Source organism: Salinispora pacifica DSM 45544 (assembly GCF_000378845.1).
GTDB classification, from domain to species: Bacteria; Actinomycetota; Actinomycetes; order Mycobacteriales; family Micromonosporaceae; genus Micromonospora; species Micromonospora pacifica.
Map to the genome: position 1 here is coordinate 2,645 of NZ_KB905359.1, position 20,178 is coordinate 22,822.

Here is a 20,178-nt window from a genome sequence, read left to right on the forward strand (position 1 = left end):
GGGTGTGGGTGTCGGGTGTGGATTTGGATTGGGGTGTGGTGTGTGGGGGTGGGCGGCGGGTGGATTTGCCGACGTATGCCTTCCAACACCAGCATTACTGGCTGCACGACACCGGAACCGACAAGGACGTCACCGCCGCCGGCCTGCTTGACGCCGAACATCCGCTGCTGTCGGCTGTCACCGCTCTCCCCGACACCGACGGGCTCATCGCCACCGGCCTCCTGTCCCGGCGTACCCACCCGTGGCTGGCCGACCATGCGCTTGGCGACACGATCGTGCTGCCCGGCACCGGCCTGGTGGAGATCGTCGTGCATGCCGGTGACCACGTCGGCTGCGGCCAACTGACCGAGCTCGCCCTCCAGGCCCCGTTGGTCATCCCGGACGACGGCGGCGTACAGGTGCAGGTCGCCGTGGGTGCGCCCGGCAAGGACAACTCGCGGCCGGTCACCGTCTACTCCCGGCACCAGGACGCGCCGTGGACCCGGCACGCCGTCGGCGTGGTCGCCCCGGCCCCACCGGTCCCACCCGCCGACCCGCCGGCCCCGTGGCCCCCAGCCGCCGCCACCCCCGTCGACCTCGACGGACTGTACGAGCGGATGGCCGAGGTCGGCCTCGGCTACGGCCCGGTCTTCCGGGGCCTGCGGACCGCCTGGCGACACGGCGACGAGGCGTACGCCGAGATCGCGCTTCCCGCCGATGTGACCGACGCCGACCGGTTCCACCTGCACCCGGGCCTGTTCGACGCGGCCCTGCACGCCATCGGCCTCAGCCGGGGCGAGGGCGCGCCTGCCGTCCCATTCTCCTGGGCCGGGGTGACCATCCACGCCACCGGCGCCGTCGCCCTTCGGGTCACCGTCACTCCCACCGGACCCGAGCAGGTCGCCCTCACGCTCGCCGACGAGACCGGCGTACCCGTCGCCCGGGTCGACGCCCTGGTACTGCGGGAGATCGATGTCAGTCAGCTGGGGGCCGCTCGCGGCGGCCGGCAGGAGCACCTGTACCGGATCGACTGGACCCCGGTGCCGCTGCCCACGACCGCGGACACCGGCCACTGGGCACTCATCGGCACCGATGAGTTTAAGGTGGCCGCCGCGCTCGACACGGCCGGGCTGGCCGTCGAGACCCACCCCGGCCTCGACGCCCTCACCGCGGGCCTGGACGCGGGCGCTGCCGCACCGGACGTGGTGCTGGTCGCCAGCGTCCAACCCGACTGCCGTGACCTCGCGGCCGGCGCCCGGCACACCACCGGGCAACTCCTCGTCCTGCTGCAGCGGTGGCTCGCCGACGAGCGGCTGGCGTCGTCCCGACTGATGGTCCTCACCCACGGCGCGCAGGGCACGCCGGTCACCCAGCCGGCCGCCGCGGCGGTCTGGGGGCTTGCCCGCTCCGCCCAGTCGGAGAACCCAGGCCGGATCGTCCTGGTTGACCTCGACGACCACGACAGGTCGGTGCTGGCTCTCCCGGCCGTGCTGGCCGGCGGCGAGCCACAACTGCTCCTCCGCGAGGGCGTCGCGCACGCCGCCCGGCTGGTGGCCGCGGGCGCGCCCGACAGCACGTCCGGCAGCACTTTCACCGCCGACGGCACCGTCCTGCTCACCGGGGCCGCCGGTGCCCTCGGCGGGTTCGTCGCCCGGCACCTGGTCGACGCGCACGGGGTGCGGCACCTGCTACTGGCCAGCCGGCGCGGCCCCGACGCGGACGGCATGGCCGCGCTGAGCGCCGATCTCACCGCGCGCGGCGCCGAGGTCACCGTCGTCGCCTGCGACCTGGCCGACCGGGACGCGGTCACCGCGCTGCTCGCTGGGGTGTCCGCCGACCGCCCGCTGACCGGGGTGGTGCATGCCGCCGGGTTGCTCGACGACGGAATCATCCCCTCGCTGACCCGGGAACGTCTCGACGCGGTGCTACGTCCCAAGATTGACGCCGCCACCAACCTGCACGAGCTGACCCGCCACGCGGACCTCACCGCGTTTGTGCTCTTCTCCTCGGCAGCCGGTGTGCTCGGCGGGCCGGGCCAGGGTAACTACGCGGCGGCGAACGCCTACCTCGACGCACTCGCGGCCGCCCGCCGGGCGGCCGGGCTTCCCGCCCAATCCCTGGCCTGGGGGCCGTGGGCCGGCGGCGGCATGGCCGACAACCTCGGTGGCGCCGACCGGGCTCGGATGTCCCGGGGCGGGGTACTGCCGATGTCCAGCCAGGAGGGGCTGGACCTGCTCGATGCGGCGCTGGCCCGTACAGACGCGGTGCTCGTGCCAATCAAGGCCGACCTGCGTACGTCGGCTACGGCGGAGGTGCCGCCGATCCTCCGTACGCTCGTCACCCCGGACCGGCGGAGCCGGCTCGGCCCGGCCCGGCCCGACCCGGCGGGGCTGCGGCGCACCCTCGCCGGGCTCGACACCGACGGCCAGGAGACGCTGCTGCGTGACCTGGTCCGAAGGCGGGCCGCGACGGTGCTCGGCCACACCCAACCCGACGACGTTGACCCGGCACTGCGCTTCGTCGAACTCGGCATCGACTCGCTCACCGCGATGGAGTTGCGCAACGCCCTGAACGAGGCCACGGGGCTGCGGCTGGACACGGGCGTGGTCTTCGATCACGGCAGCGTCGCCGAACTCGCCGCCCTGCTGCGCACCGAACTGGCAGCTCCGCCGGCCGAGGAACACACCGGCCCGGCCGACGCTGCCGACACCATGAGCGCGTTGTTCCGTACCGCCGTCCAGGGTGGCCGGGTACAGCAGGGCCTGTCCCTGCTGTACGCGGTCGCCGACATCCGGCCCACCTTTGACGGGCCGGCCGGCCTGCCGGAGATGCCCAGGCCCCGCCGGCTCGCCCGCGGCGACCAGGGGCCGGCGATGGTCTGCCTCCCCTCACCGATGGCGCTCGGCGGCGATCAGCAATACGCCCGGTTCACCGCCGAGTTCGGTGGCACCCGCGACGTGTGGACCCTGCCGGTGCCGGGCTTCGGCCGCGACGAGAGCCTGCCCGCCTCGTCCGACGCGGCGGTGCGGGTCTTCGCCGAGATGGTCCGGCCGATCGCCGAACAGGGGCCGTACATCCTGGTCGGCTACTCCTCGGGTGGGCTGTTCGCCCACGCCACCGCCGGTGAGCTGGAGCGGCAGGGACACGGTCCGGTCGGGGTGGTGCTGCTGGACACGTACCTGACCACCGGCAGCACCACACCGGCCTTCTTCACCCACATGCTCGACTCGCTGCTGGACCGGGAGGCCGAGTTCGGCGAGTTCAGCAGCGCCCGGCTGTCGGCGATGGGCCGCTACGTGCGGCTGCTGGAAAGCTGCCCGATCGAGCCGATCGACACACCGGTGCTCTTCGTCCGGCCGCGGGAATCCATCATGGCTGGCGACGACGATGGGTGGCGAGCCACCTGGGAAACCCCGCACACACTCCGGGAGGTGCCCGGCGACCACTTCACCATGATGGAGGGGCAGGTCGCTGCGACGGCCGGCGTGGTCCGGGACTGGATCTCGCAGTGACGACAGCTGGAGTGAACGCGATGACACTGGCACCGACCGACAAGGGCACCGTGGAGTTCGGCGACTACCGGACGTGGTACCGCGTGACGGGCCGGCTGCACGAGGGTTCACCGCCGCTCGTCGTGCTGCACGGCGGCCCGGGCAGTACCCATGACTACCTGCTCAGCCTGGCCGAGCTGAGCCGCTCCGGTCGCCCGGTGGTGCACTACGACCAGCTCGGTAACGGCGGCGCCACCCACCTGCGGGACCGTGGCGCTGACTTCTGGACGGTGGAGCTGTTCCTGGCCGAGCTGGACAACCTCCTGCGTCGGCTCGGTATCGCCGACAGGTACGTCCTGTTCGGGCAGTCCTGGGGCGGGGTCCTCGCGGCGTCGCACGCGGTGGATCGGCCCGCCGGGCTGCGCGGCCTGGTGATCGCCAACGCGCCCGCGTCATATCCGCTGTGGCTGCCCGAGCTGGACGTCCTGCGGGCCGCGCTGCCCCCCGGCGTGGACGAGACACTACGCCGGCACGAGGCCGCCGGCACCACCGATAGCCCCGCCTACGTGGCGGCGATGATGGTCTTCTACCAGCGGCACGTGTGCCGGCGTAAGCCGCTGCCGCCAGAGCTGATGGCCAGCTTCATGGAGATCAACGGTGATCCTACCGTCTACCACTCGATGAACGGGCCGAGCGAGTTCTGCGTGACCGGGACCCTGCGCGACTACTCGCTGGTCGACCGGTTGCCGCAGATCGACGCACCCACCCTGGTCATCAGCGGCGAGCACGACGAGGTCACCCCGGCCGCGGTACGCCCCTTCCACGATCTGGTCCCCGGTGCTCGCTGGGAGATCATCAACGGGGCCAGTCACCTGCCCCACCTGGAGACCCCGGAGCGGTTCACCGACCTCCTCACCGAGTTTCTCGACCAGCTCTGAGCTTGTCGTTCACCCGGGTGCTCTCGTCGATTCGAGGCGGAGCTGAGCCGTCGAAAAGGCCCGCGACCGAAATGGTCACGGGCCACTGTGTGCGGGATGCGTCACACGGAAGCACCGAGCATGTCGTTTATTGCGCTCCAGAGTGTCTCTGGGGTGGCAAACGTCTCCATCGACATCGCCTCGTCGACGAACCGTACGTTGTACTCGCTTTCGAGCATGGCCAGCAGCTCGACCATGGCGAGGGAGTCCAGGCCCGAGTCCCGCAGGCTGGCGCGGCCCAGCAGCGGCTCCTCCGGGTCGAGGAAGGGAAGGTGCTGGCGCAGGATGGTCTCGAATCGTTGATCCCACATGTCGGTGATTTCCTTCCGGTGCAGGGTGAGGAAACGCTAGCAACGACCGCCGGGCGTAGACGACCCGACAATTTCTGGCCCTGCGGAACGTCGATGGTTAGGGGTCGCTAGGGGTGTCGATGCGGGTGCAACGCACTTAAGGTCGCCGATACGATCCGGCCATGGGTCGAGAGATTTTCGCGCGCACGCACGCCTCCGTGGAGACACTGCCCGAGTTTCTGTTGGCGGGCGCCCGATTGACACCCGACCGGCCGGCTGTCGTCCAGGCCGTCGGTGGCGAGACCGGCACCCTGTCGTATCGTCAGCTCGCCCAGCGGGTTGACGGCTACGCCGCCGCTCTCGACGAGTTGGGCCTGGACATCGGCGACCGGGTGATCCTGGAGTCGGACACCTCGCCGACCGCCATCGCCGTCTTCCTGGCCTGCTCCTCGCTGGGGCTCACCTTCGTACCGGTCAGCCCGGAGACACCTGCGCAGCGCCTCGCGCTGATCGCCGAGAGCACCGAGGCGGCGCTGCACCTGCAAACCGTTGACGGTCGCCGGGAGACGGTGCCCACCCCGCTGGGCACCGCCCGCTTCGGCACCGACGGTATCCAGGTCGAACGGGCCCCGACGCCCCGCACCCGGCGCCGCCGGGAACTGGTCCCCACCGACCCCGCCTACGTGATCTTCACTTCCGGCACCACCGGCCGGCCCAAGGGCGTCGTGATGAGCCACCGGGGCGTACTCGCCTTCTTCCGAGGCATGCTCCGGCACGGCATCGTCTCCGCCGAGGACCGGGTCGCGACCACCTCCCCGCTCCAGTTCGACTTCTCCCTGCTCGACATCGGCTTGGCCCTGGGCAGCGGCGCGGCCGTCGTGCCGGTTCCCCGGGCGCTGCTGCGCTGGCCACGCCGGTTCGTGCAGTTTCTCACCGACACCGGAGCCACCCAGGTCAATGGCGTCCCGTCGATTTGGCGGGGCGTGCTGCGGCATGAGTACGCGGGGCTGGCCGCGCTCGGTGAGCAGATCCGCGGTGTGCTCTACTCCGGCGAGAACTTCCCGCTGCCCGAGCTGCGCGAACTGCAACGGGCCCTGCCCCGGGCCCGGGTGGTCAACTGCTTCGGCAGCAGTGAGTCCCTCGCCGCATCCTTCACCGACGTGCCGAACCCGTTGCCCGACGACGCGGACCGGATCTCCATCGGTCACGCCCACCCTGGTGCGGAGATGCTACTGATCGACGAGGACGGTCGGCCGGTCGATGAGGCGGGTGTGGTCGGCCAGATCCATCTGCGCAGCGCCGCCCTGTTCAACGGCTACTGGAACGACCCGGAGGCGACCGCCGAGGCTCTGGTGCCCGACCCGCTCAACCCGGCCACCGGGCAGGTGGTCTTCCGCACCGGGGACCTGGCGTACCGGGGGGAGGGCGGTGAGCTGTACTTCACCGGCCGAGTCGACTCGCTGGTCAAGGTACGCGGCAATCGGGTCGAGCTGGGCGAGGTGGAGCGCCGGGTCCGCGAGTTCCCGGGCGTCGCCGGCGCCGCCGCGCTGATGCTCCCCCAGGAGGGCAGGGATCCGGTGCTGGCCACCTTCGTGGTGCTCGACCCGGGTGTCACCGGCGTCGAGGAGATGGAGCTCGGCGCGTTCTGCCTGGAGGCGCTGCCCGACTTCATGGTGCCGCAGCAGGTGCGGGTCCTCGACGAGCTGCCGGTCAACGCCAATGGCAAGGTCGACCGGCGGGCGCTCGCCGCCCGCGCCGGAGAACCCGCGGGCTGATCCACCGTCCGCCGGTCCCCGGTCGGTTCCCGTTGACGTGGGCCCGACCGGTCCGGGTCAGGCCTCGGCGGCCGTACGGGCCAGCCGGGCCCGGTCGACCTTCCGGTTGGAGTTCAGCGGGAACTCCGGTACGTGTCGGTACGAGCGGGGCAGCATCCCCTTCGGCAGGATCTGCCGTAGCTGCCGGGACAGCTCCGCCGGTGCGGTCGGCTCGCCGGTGTAGAAGACCACCAGTTCGGTGCCGCCGGCCCCGGCCCGGGCCACGGTGATCGCGTCCTCGATCCCGGGGCAGCCCCGCAACGCGTGCTCGATCTCGGCCAGCTCGACCCGCCAGCCGTGCACCTGCACCTGGGCGTCCAGCCGGCCCAGGTAGATCAATTCCTTGTTCCGCAGCCGCCGCACCCGATCGCCGGTGTGGTACCAGCGTCGGCCGTCCCGGATGAGGAACCGACCCTCGTCGTCGGCCGGATCGAGGTAGCCGGGGGTCAGCTGTGGGCCGGTGACCAGGAGTTCACCCTCCACCTCGTTGGCCGCGCCGTCCGCGTCGAGCAGCACCCCGTCGTGTCCGTCGTGCAGGGATCCGATTGGGACGAGGCCGTTGACGCAGAGCCCTGGCGAGGTCTGCGGCGACCAGCGGTGCCCGGTGATGGTGACGGTCAGCTCGGTCGGGCCGTAGATGTTCTCCAGGGTCGACCCGGGTGCCGCCGTCTGCCAGTCCACCGCGTCGGCGGCGTGCAGCGCCTCTCCGGCGAAGAAGCTCCACCGCAGCGACGGCATCGCCGCCGGAACCAGCCGTCCGGTCCGCCGGACCAGGGTGATGGCGCTGGGGGTGGAGAACCACACCGTCAGGCCCCGCTCGGCCACGAACGCCGGGACGTCCCGGTACGCCCCCGGGGGCACCGGGTGCATGCTCGCCCCCGCACCCCAGGCGCAGAAGAGGTCGAACATGGCGCAGTCGAAATTCAGGTCGAACGACTGTGAGAAGCGGTCGTCCGGCCCGAAGTCGTACCGGTCGTCCAGCACCGAGAAGTAGTGCCGCAGGTTGCCGTGGGTGATCGGCACCGCCTTGGGGCGCCCGGTCGAACCGGAGGTGAACAGCACGTAGGCCACGTCGTCGGGGCCGGCCGGGTGGGGCTCGGCCAGCGGCGTCGCCGAGGCCACCGGGAGCCGGAGACCGGTGCCGCTGCCGCCCGGGTCCACCACCGGTGCCAGCACCGGCACCCCGGAGACCACATCGCCCAACTCGGCCCGTACCGCCAGACCGGCGTCGTCGAGCAACAGGGTGGACACCCCGCACGCGGTGAGCATCCGTGCGGTGCGCGTCGCCGGGAACTCCGGGTGTAGCGGTACGGCGGTCGCACCGACGTACAGGGTAGCGAGCAGCCCTGCGTACGACTCCAGGGTCTTGCCGGCCAGGATGCCGACCACCCGGGGTGGCCCGTCCGGGCCAGCGGCCAGCGCCCCCGCCCAGCGCAGGGCGGTGTCGTGTAGTTCTTCGTAGCTGACCGGGCCGGACGGCAGGTGCAGAGCGGTGGCCCGGGGCGCGGCGGCCAGCCCCTGCAGGAATCGCCCGGACAGGGCGTAGTCGGGGTGCTGAGTCATCATCGTCCTCCGTGCTCGACCGGCCGTCACGCGACCACGGTGCGGCGGATCGGCGACATCGCCCGCCGCGGGTCAACGATGGTGGTGTGGAAGTTGCGGACGGTCGCCCCCACCCGACCCCACAACCGGTCCGACCCACAGACGTGCACCGTCTCCACGCCCAACCGTTGGAACGTGCCGACCACCTCCGGCCAGCGCACCGGCGTGACGATGCCGTCGAGCAACATGGCCCGCACCCCGTCGGCGGTGTCCCGCACCGTGCCATCCTGGTCGCCGACGACCGGGATCTGCGGGTCGGTGAAGTGCAGCGACGCGAACAGCTCCGCCTCCACCCGGTCGCGCAGCGGCTGGAAAGCGGCAGCGTGTAGTGGCGGATCCATCACGTACAGCGGCAGCCCACCGCCGGCGCGTAGCCGCTGCGCCAACCAGTCGGTGCGTCCCTCGTGCAGCGTCACCATCCAGAAGTCGGTGTCTACATAGCAGGAGATTTCGTACCACTCACCGGCCTCGTCCAGTTCGCCCAGAATTTCCCGCAGCCGATCCGGCGGGGTCCGGACGAAGGACATCGTCACCACCCCCGGCTGCTCGGCCGCGAAGTACTCCGTCTCGATCCGGGACAGCCGCGCGGTCATCCGTACCGCCTCGGCGAAGTCCAGCGCGCCGCTGTACACGGCGGCGGCTTTGCCCCCGAAGCTGGGCCCGGCGACCAGGCTTGGCCGCAGGTCCAGCACCCGCTCCGCCCAGCGGGCCAATGCCACACAGTTGACCAGGAAGGCCACCTGGGCGTACTCGGAGTAGTCGTCATCGCTGTCCCGATACCGGGCGAACAGGTCGTAGTCCAGGGCGTCGCTCGCGGTGGCGAGCAGGTCGCGAGCGTCCCGGTTGACGAGCATGAACTTCGCGACGTCGGTGAACTCGCACGGACCCATCCCGGGGAAGACGGTGGCGTTGGTCATCTCTGGCATCCTTGTCATCGGGGGAGCTTGGCGAGGGCCTGCTCAACACGGGCCAGCGCGTCGGCGACGTGCGGCACGGCGAGCGGGTCGGCGGCGTCCTGGGTCTGCCGCTGTTGCTGCTCGGTGGCGCCGTACAGCATGCTGGTCGCGGCGCGGAAGCGCAGCGCGTCGGGTCGGTCTCCGAAGTGGTGGCCGGAGAGCACCGCGATCCCCAACTCCGCCAGCAGGTGGCGCTGCAACGACGCGCCGTCGGTGACGCCCTGCTCGGCCAGGGGGCCCCGCAGCGGTGCGAAGTCCGGGTAGACGTAGAACGCGCCGGTCGGTGGCGGGCAGGTTGCGCCCGCGTCCACCATGATCCGGTGCATGGCGCCGGCCACCGCGCCGTGCAGCGCGGCGTCCGCCGCCAGCCGCTCGCGGATCTCCTGTGGCTCGGCGAAGGCGTACCGGGCCACGGACTGCATCGGGCCGGCCAGGGTGGACCATATCTCGCTGGCCACCGCGGCCACGTCCGCGTGGATCCGCTCGCCCCACCCGCCAGCCGGGAACCGGGCCGCCCCGATCCGCCAGCCGCCGAGCGCCAGGTTCTTGCTCAACCCGGTGATCACCACGGTCCGCCGGGGCGCGACCTCCGCCGGGCTGAGCAGGTCCGCGCCCGGCTTGTGCAGGATGTCCCGGTAGATCTCATCCGAGACGATCAGCAGGTCCTCCTCCTCGGCGATCGCGCACAGCTCCCGGATCACCTCGGCTGGGGCGTGGGTGCCCGTCGGGTTGTCCGGCGAGGTGAGGATGAGGATCCGGGGGGCCTGGCCGAGCGTCCGGGCGGTGCGGATGGTCTCCCGCAGCGCTGCCGGGTCGGGCACTCCGCCGCCGGACTTCGGGATCGGCACCCCCCGCACGTTCTTGCCGGCCAGTCGGGCCTGCGGGGCGTAGGTGACCCAGCTGGGCAGGGCGACCAGGGTGTCACCGTCGACCACCAGTTGCAGGGCCATCAGCAGCGGTTTACTGCCCGGCGCGACAATCACTTGGTTGGCCTCCGTGGGCAGGCGGCGGCGGGAGAAGTAGCCGGCCACGGCCTCCCGGGTGGCCGGGTCGCCGACCACCGGCCCGTACGCGTTGCGGTCCGCACCCGCGGTCAGTTGCCGCGCCAGCGGCGCAAAGACCGGCAGGCGGGACTCGCCGAAACCGAGGTGCACGATGGACTCGCCCCTGGCGATCCGCTCCGCGACCAGCTGGTCGAGTGCGAGATTGGGCGAGATCTTCCGGCCGGCCATCGCCAGCTCCCTTCGGGTCGGTTCGTGCTCAGGTGGTGACGACCGCGCCGGGGCGGGCCGCGCTGGGGCCGACCGCGGCGAGGATGTCCGTCGGGGCGGCCGGGTCGATCTGCAGGTCGCTCAGCCACGCCGCGTCCGGTGACCACCGGGCCCGGAACGGCCGGCCGACCAGCCGTCGGTCGCGGGACTGGATCAACCGGAGTTGGAAGAAGTCGCCGTGCGGGGTCTGTTCGACGCCGTCGACCAGGACCTTGCCGGGGGTCGCCGACATGACCGGTCCGCGCACGGTCCGGGCCAGACCCGGCAGGTCCTGATAGGCGGTACGGAAGATGTCGGCGGCGCGGGTGAGCGGCACCTGGAAGTAGTCCCGAGGCCCGGTGTCCCGCTCGACGAACATGTAGTAGGGCACCGCACCGACAGCCAGCTCGGCCCGCCACATGTCGCTCCAGGCGCGGGGGTCGTCGTTGACGTAGCGGATTAGCGGGGCCTGGCAGTAAACCACCGCTCCGGTCGACCGGATCCGGGCGATGGCCCGCGTGGCGATCTCGGTGGCGAGTTCACGCGGGTGGCTGAAGTGCGCCATCACCGCGACGGTGCGGCCGGCGGCGACCACCTGTGCGAAGAGCCGCAGCAGGTCGTCGGCGTCGCTGTCGGAGACGAACCGGGATGGCCAGTATGCGACCGCCTTGGTACCGAAGCGGATGGTGCGTACCGTGTCCACCTGGAGTAGCGGCTCGACGTGGCTGCGTAGCCGCTCCGTCGACATGATCATCGGATCGCCGCCGGTGACCAGTACGTCGGTCACCGCCGGGTGCCGGTGCAGGTACGACACCAGCTGCTCGGGGCCCGGCGCGGCGAACCGCAGGTCGGCGTCGCCGACGAACTGTGCCCAGCGGAAGCAGTAGGTGCAGTAGGCGTGGCAGGTCTGCCCCTGCTGGGGGAAGTACAGCACCGTCTCCCGGTACTTGTGCTGCATTCCGGGCAGCTCGTGACCGTCCAGGTGCGGCACGTTGTGCTGCTGCTGCCCAGACGGGTGCGGGTTGAGTCCGGCCCGGATGCGGGCCACCTCCACGCGCAGCCGCTTGCGGTCGCCGGCGTCCAGTAGGTTGCCGAGGAGTCGTTCGTCGTCCGCGGCGAGCATGCCACGCTGCGGGAACACCAATCGGAAGATCGGGTCGTCCGGGATGCGGTCCCAGTCGATCAGGTGCGACAATACGTATTCATTGACCCGGAACGGCAGTACCTGGGAAATGGTGCGGATCGCGTGCAGATTGTCGGCCGACAGTCCGAAGCGGGCGCCCAGTTTGTCGATATGGTGCGGGCCGAAGGAGTGGAACCGCCCCGGACCAGCGATCGTGGAAATGAGCAGGGACATCAGCCATCCTCCAGGGGGATTGCGCCCACCGACGTGGCGTGACTCAATCACCGGTGCACGCCGGCGAGAATCGCGCGACGGTCAATAGCGCATTGTCTTGAACCGAGGCTAGTGGCGGACCGGCCACCCGGACCCCTAGCGGCACCCCAGACTCGCCCTTACCAATCGTGGTAGGGGGAAGGTAGGGGCGGTGCGGGGGTGTAGCTGGATTTCCTTTCCTGATTACGTATTCCTCGCCTGGTCCGGCCGGTGCCCGGCGGGTCGCCCGGAGCTGCCGTACCACACCGAGCGGCCGACGAGACATCGACGCCAGCGCCCAATCCGTGCGCCCGGTGCGACCCGAGGGAGTGCCCGTGACGATCGATCAGGAGATCCGTGAGTACCCGTTCCGCGAGTCGCGCGGAATCGGCATCGACCCGACCTACGAGCTGCTGCGCCGGACCGAGCCGCTGGCCCGGGTGCAACTGCCGTACGGCGAGGTGTCCTGGCTGGTCACCCGGTACGAGGATGTCAAGACCGTGTTGACGGATCCGAGGTTCAGCCGAGCCGCTGCGCAGGGCAAGGACCAACCCCGTACCCGTGCGGAGATGACGTACGAGGGCATCATCGGCCTCGACCCGCCGGACCACACCCGGCTCCGCAGGTTGGCCGGTAAGGCGCTGACCGCCCGCCGGGTCAACGCGATCCGCGCGGACGCGCAGCGGATCGCCAACGAGTACGTCGACGAGATGATCGCCAAGGGCTCGCCGGGCGATCTGGTCGAGGCGTTCGCCCTGCCGTACCCGGTCACGGTGATCTGCGAGCTGCTCGGTGTGCCGTTCGAGGACCGCGCCCAGTTCCGGATCTGGACCGAGGGACTGACCAGTACCAGCGAGCAGTTGATGGTCTACGCCGAGCAGCTGTTCGACTACATGGGCAAGCTGGTCGCCCAGCGTCGCGCGGAGCCCACCGACGACCTTCTCGGAGCGCTGGTCAAGGCCCGCGACGAGGGCGACCGGCTGACCGAGCAGGAACTGCTCTCCATCGCCGGGGTCGGGCTGCTGCTCACCGGCGTCGAGACGGTCTCCACGCACATCCCGAACTTTGTCTACGCGCTGCTCACCCATCCGGAGCTGATGGCGCAGCTACGCGCCGACCGGAGCCTGGTGCCGGCCGCCGTGGAGGAGCTGCTGCGGATGATCCCGCTCAACCCGGCCGCCATGTTCCCCCGCTACGCGGTGGAGGACGTGACGCTCAGCGGGATCACCGTGCGCGCCGGCCAGCCGGTGTTGGTCTCCCTGCCGGGCGCCAACCGCGACCCGGAGGTCTTCGAGAACCCGGAGACCTTCGACTTCACCCGTGAGCAGAACCCGCACGTCGCCTTCGGACACGGCCCGCACCACTGTCTCGGCGCGCAGTTGGCCCGGATGGAGCTGCAGGTGGCCCTGCACACCGTCCTGGACCGCTTCCCCGACCTGCGCCTGGCCGACGGCGACGAGGGCGTGTCGTGGAAGTCCGGCCTGCTGGTCCGGGGCCCGAGCCGGCTGCTGGTGGGCTGGTGACCGCGGTGGAAACCCGCTGGACGGTGACCGTCGACCGGGAGGCCTGCATCGGTACCGGGGTCTGCGCCGGCGCGGCGCCCCGCCAGCTTGAGGTCCGCACCGGTAAGGCATCCGTCCTGGCCCCAGAGACCGCGCCCGACGAGGCGGTCATCGACGCCGCCGAGATGTGCCCGATGTCCGCGATCACAGTGCGTGACGCGGCCTCGGGCGCACTGCTCGCGCCCGAGGAGTGAACGACCACCGTCCAGACCGGTGCCCCCGCCGGTTGCCGCGAGGCCGCCGCGACCGGTCCTCCCTACCGGTCACGGCGGCCTCGCCGTGACCGGGCGCCGAAACCGACACCGACCCGGGCGCCGAAACCCGGAGACCTAGTGGAGCGTGCCATGAGCGAGTCCGCGAACCCCACCGGTGCCGAGCCCGGCGCGCTGTCGGCCCTGCGGCGGCGACTGGAGGGCCGCACGGCCGACGAGCAGGACCGGGCACTCATCGCCCTGGTCCGGGAGCAGGCCCGCGACGTGCTGCGGACCGTGCTGCCGGACGGTCCGGAAGCCGTTGGGCCGGCCCGGCCCTTCCGCGAGCTGGGCTTCGACTCGCTCGCCGCGGTCGAGCTACACCGTCGGCTCACTGCCGCCACCGGCCTCGACCTTCCGGTCACCCTGGTCTTCGACCATCCGACGCCGCAGGCGGTCGGGCGGCTGCTGCGGACCCTGCTCGGCGGCGATGCCGCCCCCGCCCCGGCCGCCGCGCCGCCACGCCGAACCGACGACGAGCCGATCGCCGTGGTCGGCATCGGCTGCCGCTACCCCGGCCACAGCCACTCCGCCGAGGACCTGTGGCGGCTGGTGTCCGAGGGCCGGCACGTCAGCTCCGACTTCCCGACCGACCGGGGCTGGGACACCGACGGGCTCTACGACCCCGATCCGGGCAAGCCGGGCAAGACCTACGTCCGCCAGGGCGGGTTCCTGGAGGGCGCGGCCGAGTTCGATCCGGACTTCTTCGGCATCAGCCCGCGCGAGGCCATGACGATGGACCCCCAGCAGCGGCTGGTGCTGGAGACCGCCTGGGAGGCTCTGGAGGACGCCGGCATCGACACGGCGTCGCTGCGCGGCAGCCAGACCGGGGTCTTCATCGGTGCCGAACCCCAGGAGTACGGCCCCCGTCTGCACGAGGCCCCGGAAGGCCTGGACGGCTACCTGCTCACCGGCAACGCGCCGAGCGTGGTGTCAGGTCGGCTCGCCTACACCTTCGGCTTCGAGGGGCCCACCCTGACCGTGGACACCGCCTGCTCGGGCTCCCTGGTCGCCCTGCACCTGGCCTGCCAGGCGGTGCAGCGCGGGGAGTGCACCACCGCGCTGGCCGGCGGAGTCGCGGTGATGGTGCACCCGGGCGCGTTCACCGCCTTCAGCCGGCAGCGCGGCCTCGCCCCGGACGGGCTCTGCAAGCCGTTCGCGGCGGCCGCCGACGGGACCGGCTGGGCCGAGGGCGTCGGCATCCTGGTGCTGGAGCGACTCGGCGACGCCCTACGCAACGGCCACCGCGTCCTCGGCGTGATCCGCGGATCGGCGATCAACCAGGATGGCGCATCGAACGGGTTGACCGCTCCGAACGGGCCGTCCCAACAGCGGGTGATCCGATCGGCGCTGGCCGCCGCCGGCCTGACCCCCACCGACATCGACATGGTCGAGGCACACGGCACCGGCACCCGGCTCGGTGACCCGATCGAGGCGCAGGCGATCATCGCCACCTACGGCCGGGAACGCCCCGCCGACCGGCCCCTCTGGCTCGGCTCGCTCAAGTCCAACATCGGGCACTCGCAAGCCGCCGCCGGTGTCGCCGGGGTGATCAAGGTGCTGATGGCGATACGGCACCGGGTGCTGCCGCGCACCCTGCACGTCGACACCCCCACCCCCACCGTCGACTGGTCCGCCGGCACCGTCGAACTGCTCACCGAGGCCCGCGAGTGGACCGATCCGGGCCGGCCGCGCCGCGCCGGGGTCTCCTCGTTCGGCGTCAGCGGGACCAACGCGCACGTCATCGTCGAGGAGCCCCCGCCCGTTGCCGAACCTGCCCTCCCCGCCGAGCCGCCGCCGTCCAGCGAGGGCCTGCCGGTGGTGCTCTCCGCCCGTGGCGGGGCGGCGCTGCGCGCCCAGGCTGCCGCGTTGCACGCCGCCCTGGCCACCAGCGAGAACCCCCCGACGCTGCTTGACGTCGCGTACTCGCTGACCACCACCCGGACCGCGTTGGAACACCGCGCGGTCCTGGTCTCCCGGGACCGGGCGACCACCCTGCATGAGCTGGCCGTGCTCGCCGACGGCGGTGACCTGCCCGGCGTACACCTGGGACAGGTCACCGGTGGCGGGCTCGGGTTCCTCTTCACCGGGCAGGGCAGCCAGCGGCTCGGCGCCGGACGTGAGCTCTACCGTGCCTATCCGGTCTACGCCGCCGCGTTCGACGCCGCCTGCGGCTGGCTGGACCTGCAACTGGACGTGCCCCTGACCGACGTGCTGTTCGCCGAGCCCGGCACCGCCGAGGCGGCGCTGCTGGACCAGACCGCCTACACCCAGTGCGCGCTGTTCGCCGTGGAGGTCGCCCAGTTCCGGCTGCTGGAGTCGTGGGGGGTGCGCCCCGACGTGCTTGCCGGACACTCGGTCGGCGAGTTGGCCGCTGCCCACGTCGCCGGGGTGCTCTCCCTGGAGGACGCGGCGATCCTGGTCGCCGCGCGCGGTCGACTCATGCAGCAGCTCCCCGCCGAGGGCGCGATGATCTCCGTGCAGGCCACCGAGGAGCAGGTTCGCCCGCTGCTCGCCGGCCGCGAGGCGCAGGTGGGCCTGGCGGCGGTGAACGGGCCAGCCTCGGTGGTGGTCTCCGGCACCGAGGCCGCCGTGCTCGAGGTCGCCGCCGCCATCGCCGCCGCCGGGCACAAGACGAAGCGGCTGCGGGTCAGCCACGCCTTCCACTCGCCGCTGATGGCGCCGATGCTCGCCGAGTTCGGCCGGCTGGCCCAGGTGCTCGGCTATCGTCCGCCGGCGATACCGATCGTATCCACGGTGACTGGACGGGCGGTGCTCTCCGGTGAACTCTGCGATCCCGAGTACTGGGTGCGGCATGTCCGCGACTGTGTCCGCTTCGCCGACGCGGTCCGGGCGATGGCCGACGAGGGCGTCACCACGTTCCTCGAACTCGGACCGGCCGGGGTGCTCTCCGCGCTGGGCCCGGCCTGCCTCACCGAGGACGACGACGCGGTCTTCACCCCGGTGCTGCGCGCCGACCAGGATGAGCAGACCGACATCGTCTCCGCCCTCGCCCGCGTACACGTGCGGGGCGCGTCCGTGGACTGGTCGGCGTTCTTCGCCCCGCGCGGTGCCCGCCGGGTCGCCCTGCCCACGTACGCGTTCCAACGTCGCCGGTTCTGGCTGGCCTCCGGTGGCGGCAGCGCCGACGCGACCGGCTTCGGTCAGCTAGCTGCCGGCCACCCGTTGGTGGGTGCGGTCGTCGGCCTGGCCGGCGGTGACGGGGTGGTGCTCACCGGCCGGGTGTCGCTGCGCAGCCACCCGTGGCTGGCCGACCACATGATCTCCGGGGTGGTGTTGCTGCCCGGCACCGCATTCGTGGAGCTGGCGGTCCGGGCCGGGGACCAGGTCGGCTGCGGCACGGTGGAGGAGTTGACCCTGGAGGCGCCGCTGGCGCTGGATGAGCGCGGGGTCGCCCTCCAGGTGGTGGTCAGCGCCGCCGACCCGGCGGGACGCTGCCCGGTGGCCGTCTACTCCCGCCCCGACGAGCCGGGCGACCAGCTCTGGACCCGGCATGTCAGCGGCGTCCTCGCTCCGGAGGCCGCCCACCCCGGCACCCCGCTCACCGAGTGGCCGCCCCGGGGCGCCGAGCCGGTTGACCTGACCGATACCTATCCCGTGCTGGCCGGCCAGGGCTACGGCTACGGCCCGGTCTTCCAGGGCCTCAAGGCCGTCTGGCGGCGCGGTGCCGAGGTGTACGCCGAGGTGGCGCTCCCCGTCGACAGCCGCCCGGACGCCGCTCGCTTCGGCCTGCACCCGGCGGTGCTGGACGCCGCCCTGCACGCCATCGATGCGGCGGCCCGCCACGGCGAATCCGCCGACGACGAGGTGCGCATCCCGTTCGCCTGGAACGACATCACCCTGCACGCGGCGGGCGCCGCCGAGGTGCGGGTGCGGATCGCCCCCGCCGCCGGGGACAGCGTCTCGGTGGCCCTCGCTGATCCCACCGGCGCGCCGGTCGCCTCGGTACGCTCCCTCGTCTCCCGGCCGGTCTCCACCGCCCAGCTCACCGCCGCCCGGGGCGGCTATCACGAGCGGCTGTTCCGGCTGGAGTGGACGAAGCTGGGGCACCGGCCCGCGCCATCGGGCACCCCCCGCTGGTGTGTGCTCGGCGACGAGCGGATCGGCGCGGCATCCCGACACCCGGACGTCGCCGCGCTGGGTGCGGCGATCGATGCCGGCGCTACCGCCCCCGAGTGGACGTTCGTCGGCGTCCGGGCCGGTGACGTCCGGGTCGCCACCGCCGACGCGCTGGCCACCCTCCAGCAGTGGCTGACCGATGCGCGGCTGGCCGGCTCCCGGCTGGTCTTCGTCAGCCGGGTCGACGACCTCGCTGCCGAGGCGGTGTGGGGCTTGGTCCGGGCAGCGCAGACGGAGAACCCGGACCGGTTTGTCACCGTCCGGCTCACCGACGCCCCATCCTCGCTGCTGGCCGCCGCCCTGGCCACCGGTGAGCCGGAGCTGCTGCTGCGTGACGGCGAGATCAGTGTGCCTCGGCTGGCCCGGGTCGCCACCACCACCGCTGTCGCCGCCGGAGCCGACGAGGTGGACGCCGGCACCCGCTGGCCCACCGACGGCACGGTGCTGGTCACCGGCGGCACCGGTGGCCTCGGTGCGCACGTCGCCCGTCACCTGGTCCACACCCACGGGGTACGCCACCTGCTGCTGACCAGCCGCAGCGGCCCGGCGGCGGCCGGTGTCACGGAGTTGTGCGCGGAGCTGGCGGCGGCCGGCGCGTCCGTCGAGGTGGCCGCCGCCGACGCTGCCGACCCCGACGCGTTGGCCGCGCTGCTCGCCGCCGTCCCGGCCGACCAGCCGCTGCGGGCGGTGGTGCACGCTGCCGGCATCGTTGACGACGGGGTGATCGGCTCACTCGGTCCGGAGCGGCTCGACGCCGTGCTGAAGGCCAAGCTGGACGGCGCGATCAACCTCGACGAGCTGACCCGCGACGCGGACCTGTCGGTGTTCGTGCTCTTCTCCTCCCTGGCCAGCCTGCTGGACTGCGCCGGCCAGGGCAACTACGCCGCAGCGAACGCGGCGCTGAACGCGCTGGCCACCGCCCGCCGGGCCGCGGGTCGGCCCGCCGTCGCCCTCACCTGGGGCCTGTGGACCGGTGACAGCGGGATGGGCGGGCGGCTGGATGCCGCCGCGCGGCAACGCATCGACCGCTCCGGCATGCCCGGCCTCACCCCGGCGGAGAATCTGACCCTGCTCGACGCGGCGCTCGGCGTCAATGAGCCGGTCCTGGCGCCGATCCAGGTCGACCTGGCCACGCTGCGCAACCGCCCGGAGGGGGTACCGGCGCTGCTGCGCGGCCTGGTGCCACTGCCGGCCAGGCGGGCCGCGCAGGCGGCCGGAGCGGCGGACGCGGCGCAGGGCTGGGCCCGGCAACTCGCCGCGCTCACCCCGGCCGAGCGGGACCGGGTCACCGTCGACCTGATCCGCGCCCACGTTGCCGCCGTGCTCGGCCACGACGGGGCAGCGGCGATCGAGCCGCGCCGCGCCTTCAACGAGGTGGGCTTCGACTCGCTGGCCGCCGTGGAGTTGCGTAATCGGCTCAACGCCGCTACCGGGCTGCGGCTGCCGGCGACCCTGGTGTTCGACTATCCGACCCCGGCGGCGCTTGCCGAGTTCGTGGTGTCCACCGTGCTGGGCACCGGGCTGGAGGTGGCGGTGCCGGAGCCGGCGTCGGCCTCCTTCGTTCAGGAGCCGATTGCGATTGTGGCGATGAGTTGTCGTTTTCCGGGTGGGGTGGCGACTCCGGAGCAGTTGTGGGAGTTGTTGGAGGGTGGTGTTGATGCGGTTTCCGGGTTTCCGACTGATCGGGGTTGGGATCTGGTGGGTATGTATGACCCGGAGCCTGGTAAGCCGGGGAAGACGTATTCGTTGGAGGGTGGTTTCCTCTACGATGCGGCCGATTTTGATGCGGACTTTTTTGGGATCAGTCCGCGGGAGGCGGTCGCGATGGATCCGCAGCAGCGGTTGTTGCTGGAGACGTCGTGGGAGGTGTTGGAGCGGGCCGGGATCGATCCGACCTCGCTCAAGGGCAGCCCCACGGGCGTGTTCGCCGGCGTCATGTACCACGACTACGCACTGCGACTGCACCAGACGCCCGACGAGTTGGCCGGCTACCTGGGTAACGGCAGCCTGGCCAGCATCGTCTCCGGCCGGGTGGCGTACACCCTCGGGCTGGAGGGGCCCGCCATGTCGATCGACACGGCGTGCTCGTCGTCGCTGGTGGCGATCCACCTGGCGGTGCAGGCGCTGCGGGCGGGGGAGTGCTCCCTCGCGCTGGCCGGTGGGGTGACTGTCATGTCCACCCCCGACACCTTCATCGACTTCAGCCGGCAGCGGGGCCTGGCCCGGGACGGCCGCTCCAAGTCGTTCTCGGCCGGCGCCGACGGTACCGGCTGGGGGGAGGGCGCGGGCGTACTGCTGCTGGAACGGCTCTCTGACGCCGAACGTCGCGGTCATCAGGTGCTTGCGGTGGTGCGTGGTTCGGCGACTAACCAGGACGGCGCGTCGAATGGGTTGACGGCGCCGAACGGTCCGTCTCAGCAGCGGGTCATCCGACAGGCGTTGGCCGCTGCCAATGTCCGTCCCGACCAGGTTGATCTGGTGGAGGCGCATG

General features: G+C 72.0%; 11 protein-coding genes. 6 read left to right on the forward strand and 5 right to left on the reverse strand.

Annotation, left to right across the window (positions count from 1 at the left end; all coding sequences use genetic code 11):
- Positions 1-59: 59 nt before the first annotated feature.
- Together SALPAC3_RS0100010 and SALPAC3_RS0100015 are read left to right on the forward strand one after the other, a co-directional pair.
- Entirely contained in the window at positions 60-3,491 is a 3,432-nt protein-coding gene (locus SALPAC3_RS0100010) for a type I polyketide synthase (protein ID WP_018219203.1), read from the forward strand.
- An 11-nt stretch (positions 3,492-3,502) separates the two neighbouring features.
- Positions 3,503-4,408 (forward strand): proline iminopeptidase-family hydrolase, encoded by a 906-nt coding sequence (locus tag SALPAC3_RS0100015; protein WP_018219204.1) that lies wholly within the window; start codon positions 3,503-3,505, stop codon positions 4,406-4,408.
- A 101-nt stretch (positions 4,409-4,509) separates the two neighbouring features.
- On the opposite strand, the gene SALPAC3_RS0100020 is transcribed toward SALPAC3_RS0100015, so the two are convergent.
- Positions 4,510-4,758: a phosphopantetheine-binding protein gene (locus SALPAC3_RS0100020; RefSeq protein WP_018219205.1), complete on the reverse strand. Its 249-nt coding sequence runs from the start codon at positions 4,756-4,758 to the stop codon at positions 4,510-4,512.
- Positions 4,759-4,919: 161 nt separating this feature from the next.
- On the opposite strand from SALPAC3_RS0100020, the gene SALPAC3_RS0100025 reads away from it, so the two are divergent.
- Positions 4,920-6,512 carry an AMP-binding protein gene (locus SALPAC3_RS0100025; RefSeq protein WP_018219206.1) on the forward strand — a complete coding sequence of 531 codons (1,593 nt, stop codon included), beginning with the start codon at positions 4,920-4,922 and terminating at the stop codon, positions 6,510-6,512.
- A 57-nt stretch (positions 6,513-6,569) separates the two neighbouring features.
- Here SALPAC3_RS0100025 and SALPAC3_RS0100030 read toward each other — a convergent pair whose 3' ends face one another.
- The 4 genes from SALPAC3_RS0100030 to SALPAC3_RS0100045 are packed head-to-tail and all read right to left on the reverse strand — an operon-like array spanning position 6,570 to position 11,716.
- Complete coding sequence (locus SALPAC3_RS0100030; RefSeq protein ID WP_018219207.1) at positions 6,570-8,114, reverse strand: AMP-binding protein; 1,545 nt, start codon at positions 8,112-8,114, stop codon at positions 6,570-6,572.
- Positions 8,115-8,140: 26 nt separating this feature from the next.
- The gene (locus SALPAC3_RS0100035; protein ID WP_018219208.1) at positions 8,141-9,070 is read right to left on the reverse strand and encodes an ACP S-malonyltransferase; all 930 of its coding nucleotides are present in this window, start codon (positions 9,068-9,070) and stop codon (positions 8,141-8,143) included.
- A gap of 14 nt (positions 9,071-9,084) precedes the next feature.
- Positions 9,085-10,341: a pyridoxal phosphate-dependent aminotransferase gene (locus SALPAC3_RS0100040; protein WP_018219209.1), complete on the reverse strand. Its 1,257-nt coding sequence runs from the start codon at positions 10,339-10,341 to the stop codon at positions 9,085-9,087.
- Between the two features lie 28 nt (positions 10,342-10,369).
- The gene (locus SALPAC3_RS0100045; protein ID WP_018219210.1) at positions 10,370-11,716 is read right to left on the reverse strand and encodes a KamA family radical SAM protein; all 1,347 of its coding nucleotides are present in this window, start codon (positions 11,714-11,716) and stop codon (positions 10,370-10,372) included.
- 353 nt (positions 11,717-12,069) lie between these two features.
- Here SALPAC3_RS0100045 and SALPAC3_RS0100050 point away from each other — a divergent pair, with 353 nt between their 5' ends.
- The 3 genes from SALPAC3_RS0100050 to SALPAC3_RS25150 all read left to right on the forward strand — a co-directional run.
- On the forward strand, positions 12,070-13,257 hold the full coding sequence (locus SALPAC3_RS0100050) for a cytochrome P450 (RefSeq protein ID WP_018219211.1): 1,188 nt from the start codon (positions 12,070-12,072) through the stop codon (positions 13,255-13,257).
- Complete coding sequence (locus SALPAC3_RS0100055; protein ID WP_018219212.1) at positions 13,254-13,490, forward strand: ferredoxin; 237 nt, start codon at positions 13,254-13,256, stop codon at positions 13,488-13,490. The genes SALPAC3_RS0100050 and SALPAC3_RS0100055 overlap by 4 nt, the downstream gene beginning before the upstream one ends.
- A gap of 150 nt (positions 13,491-13,640) precedes the next feature.
- A partial coding sequence (locus tag SALPAC3_RS25150; RefSeq protein ID WP_018219213.1) for a type I polyketide synthase occupies positions 13,641-20,178 on the forward strand: 6,538 nt, incomplete at its 3' end.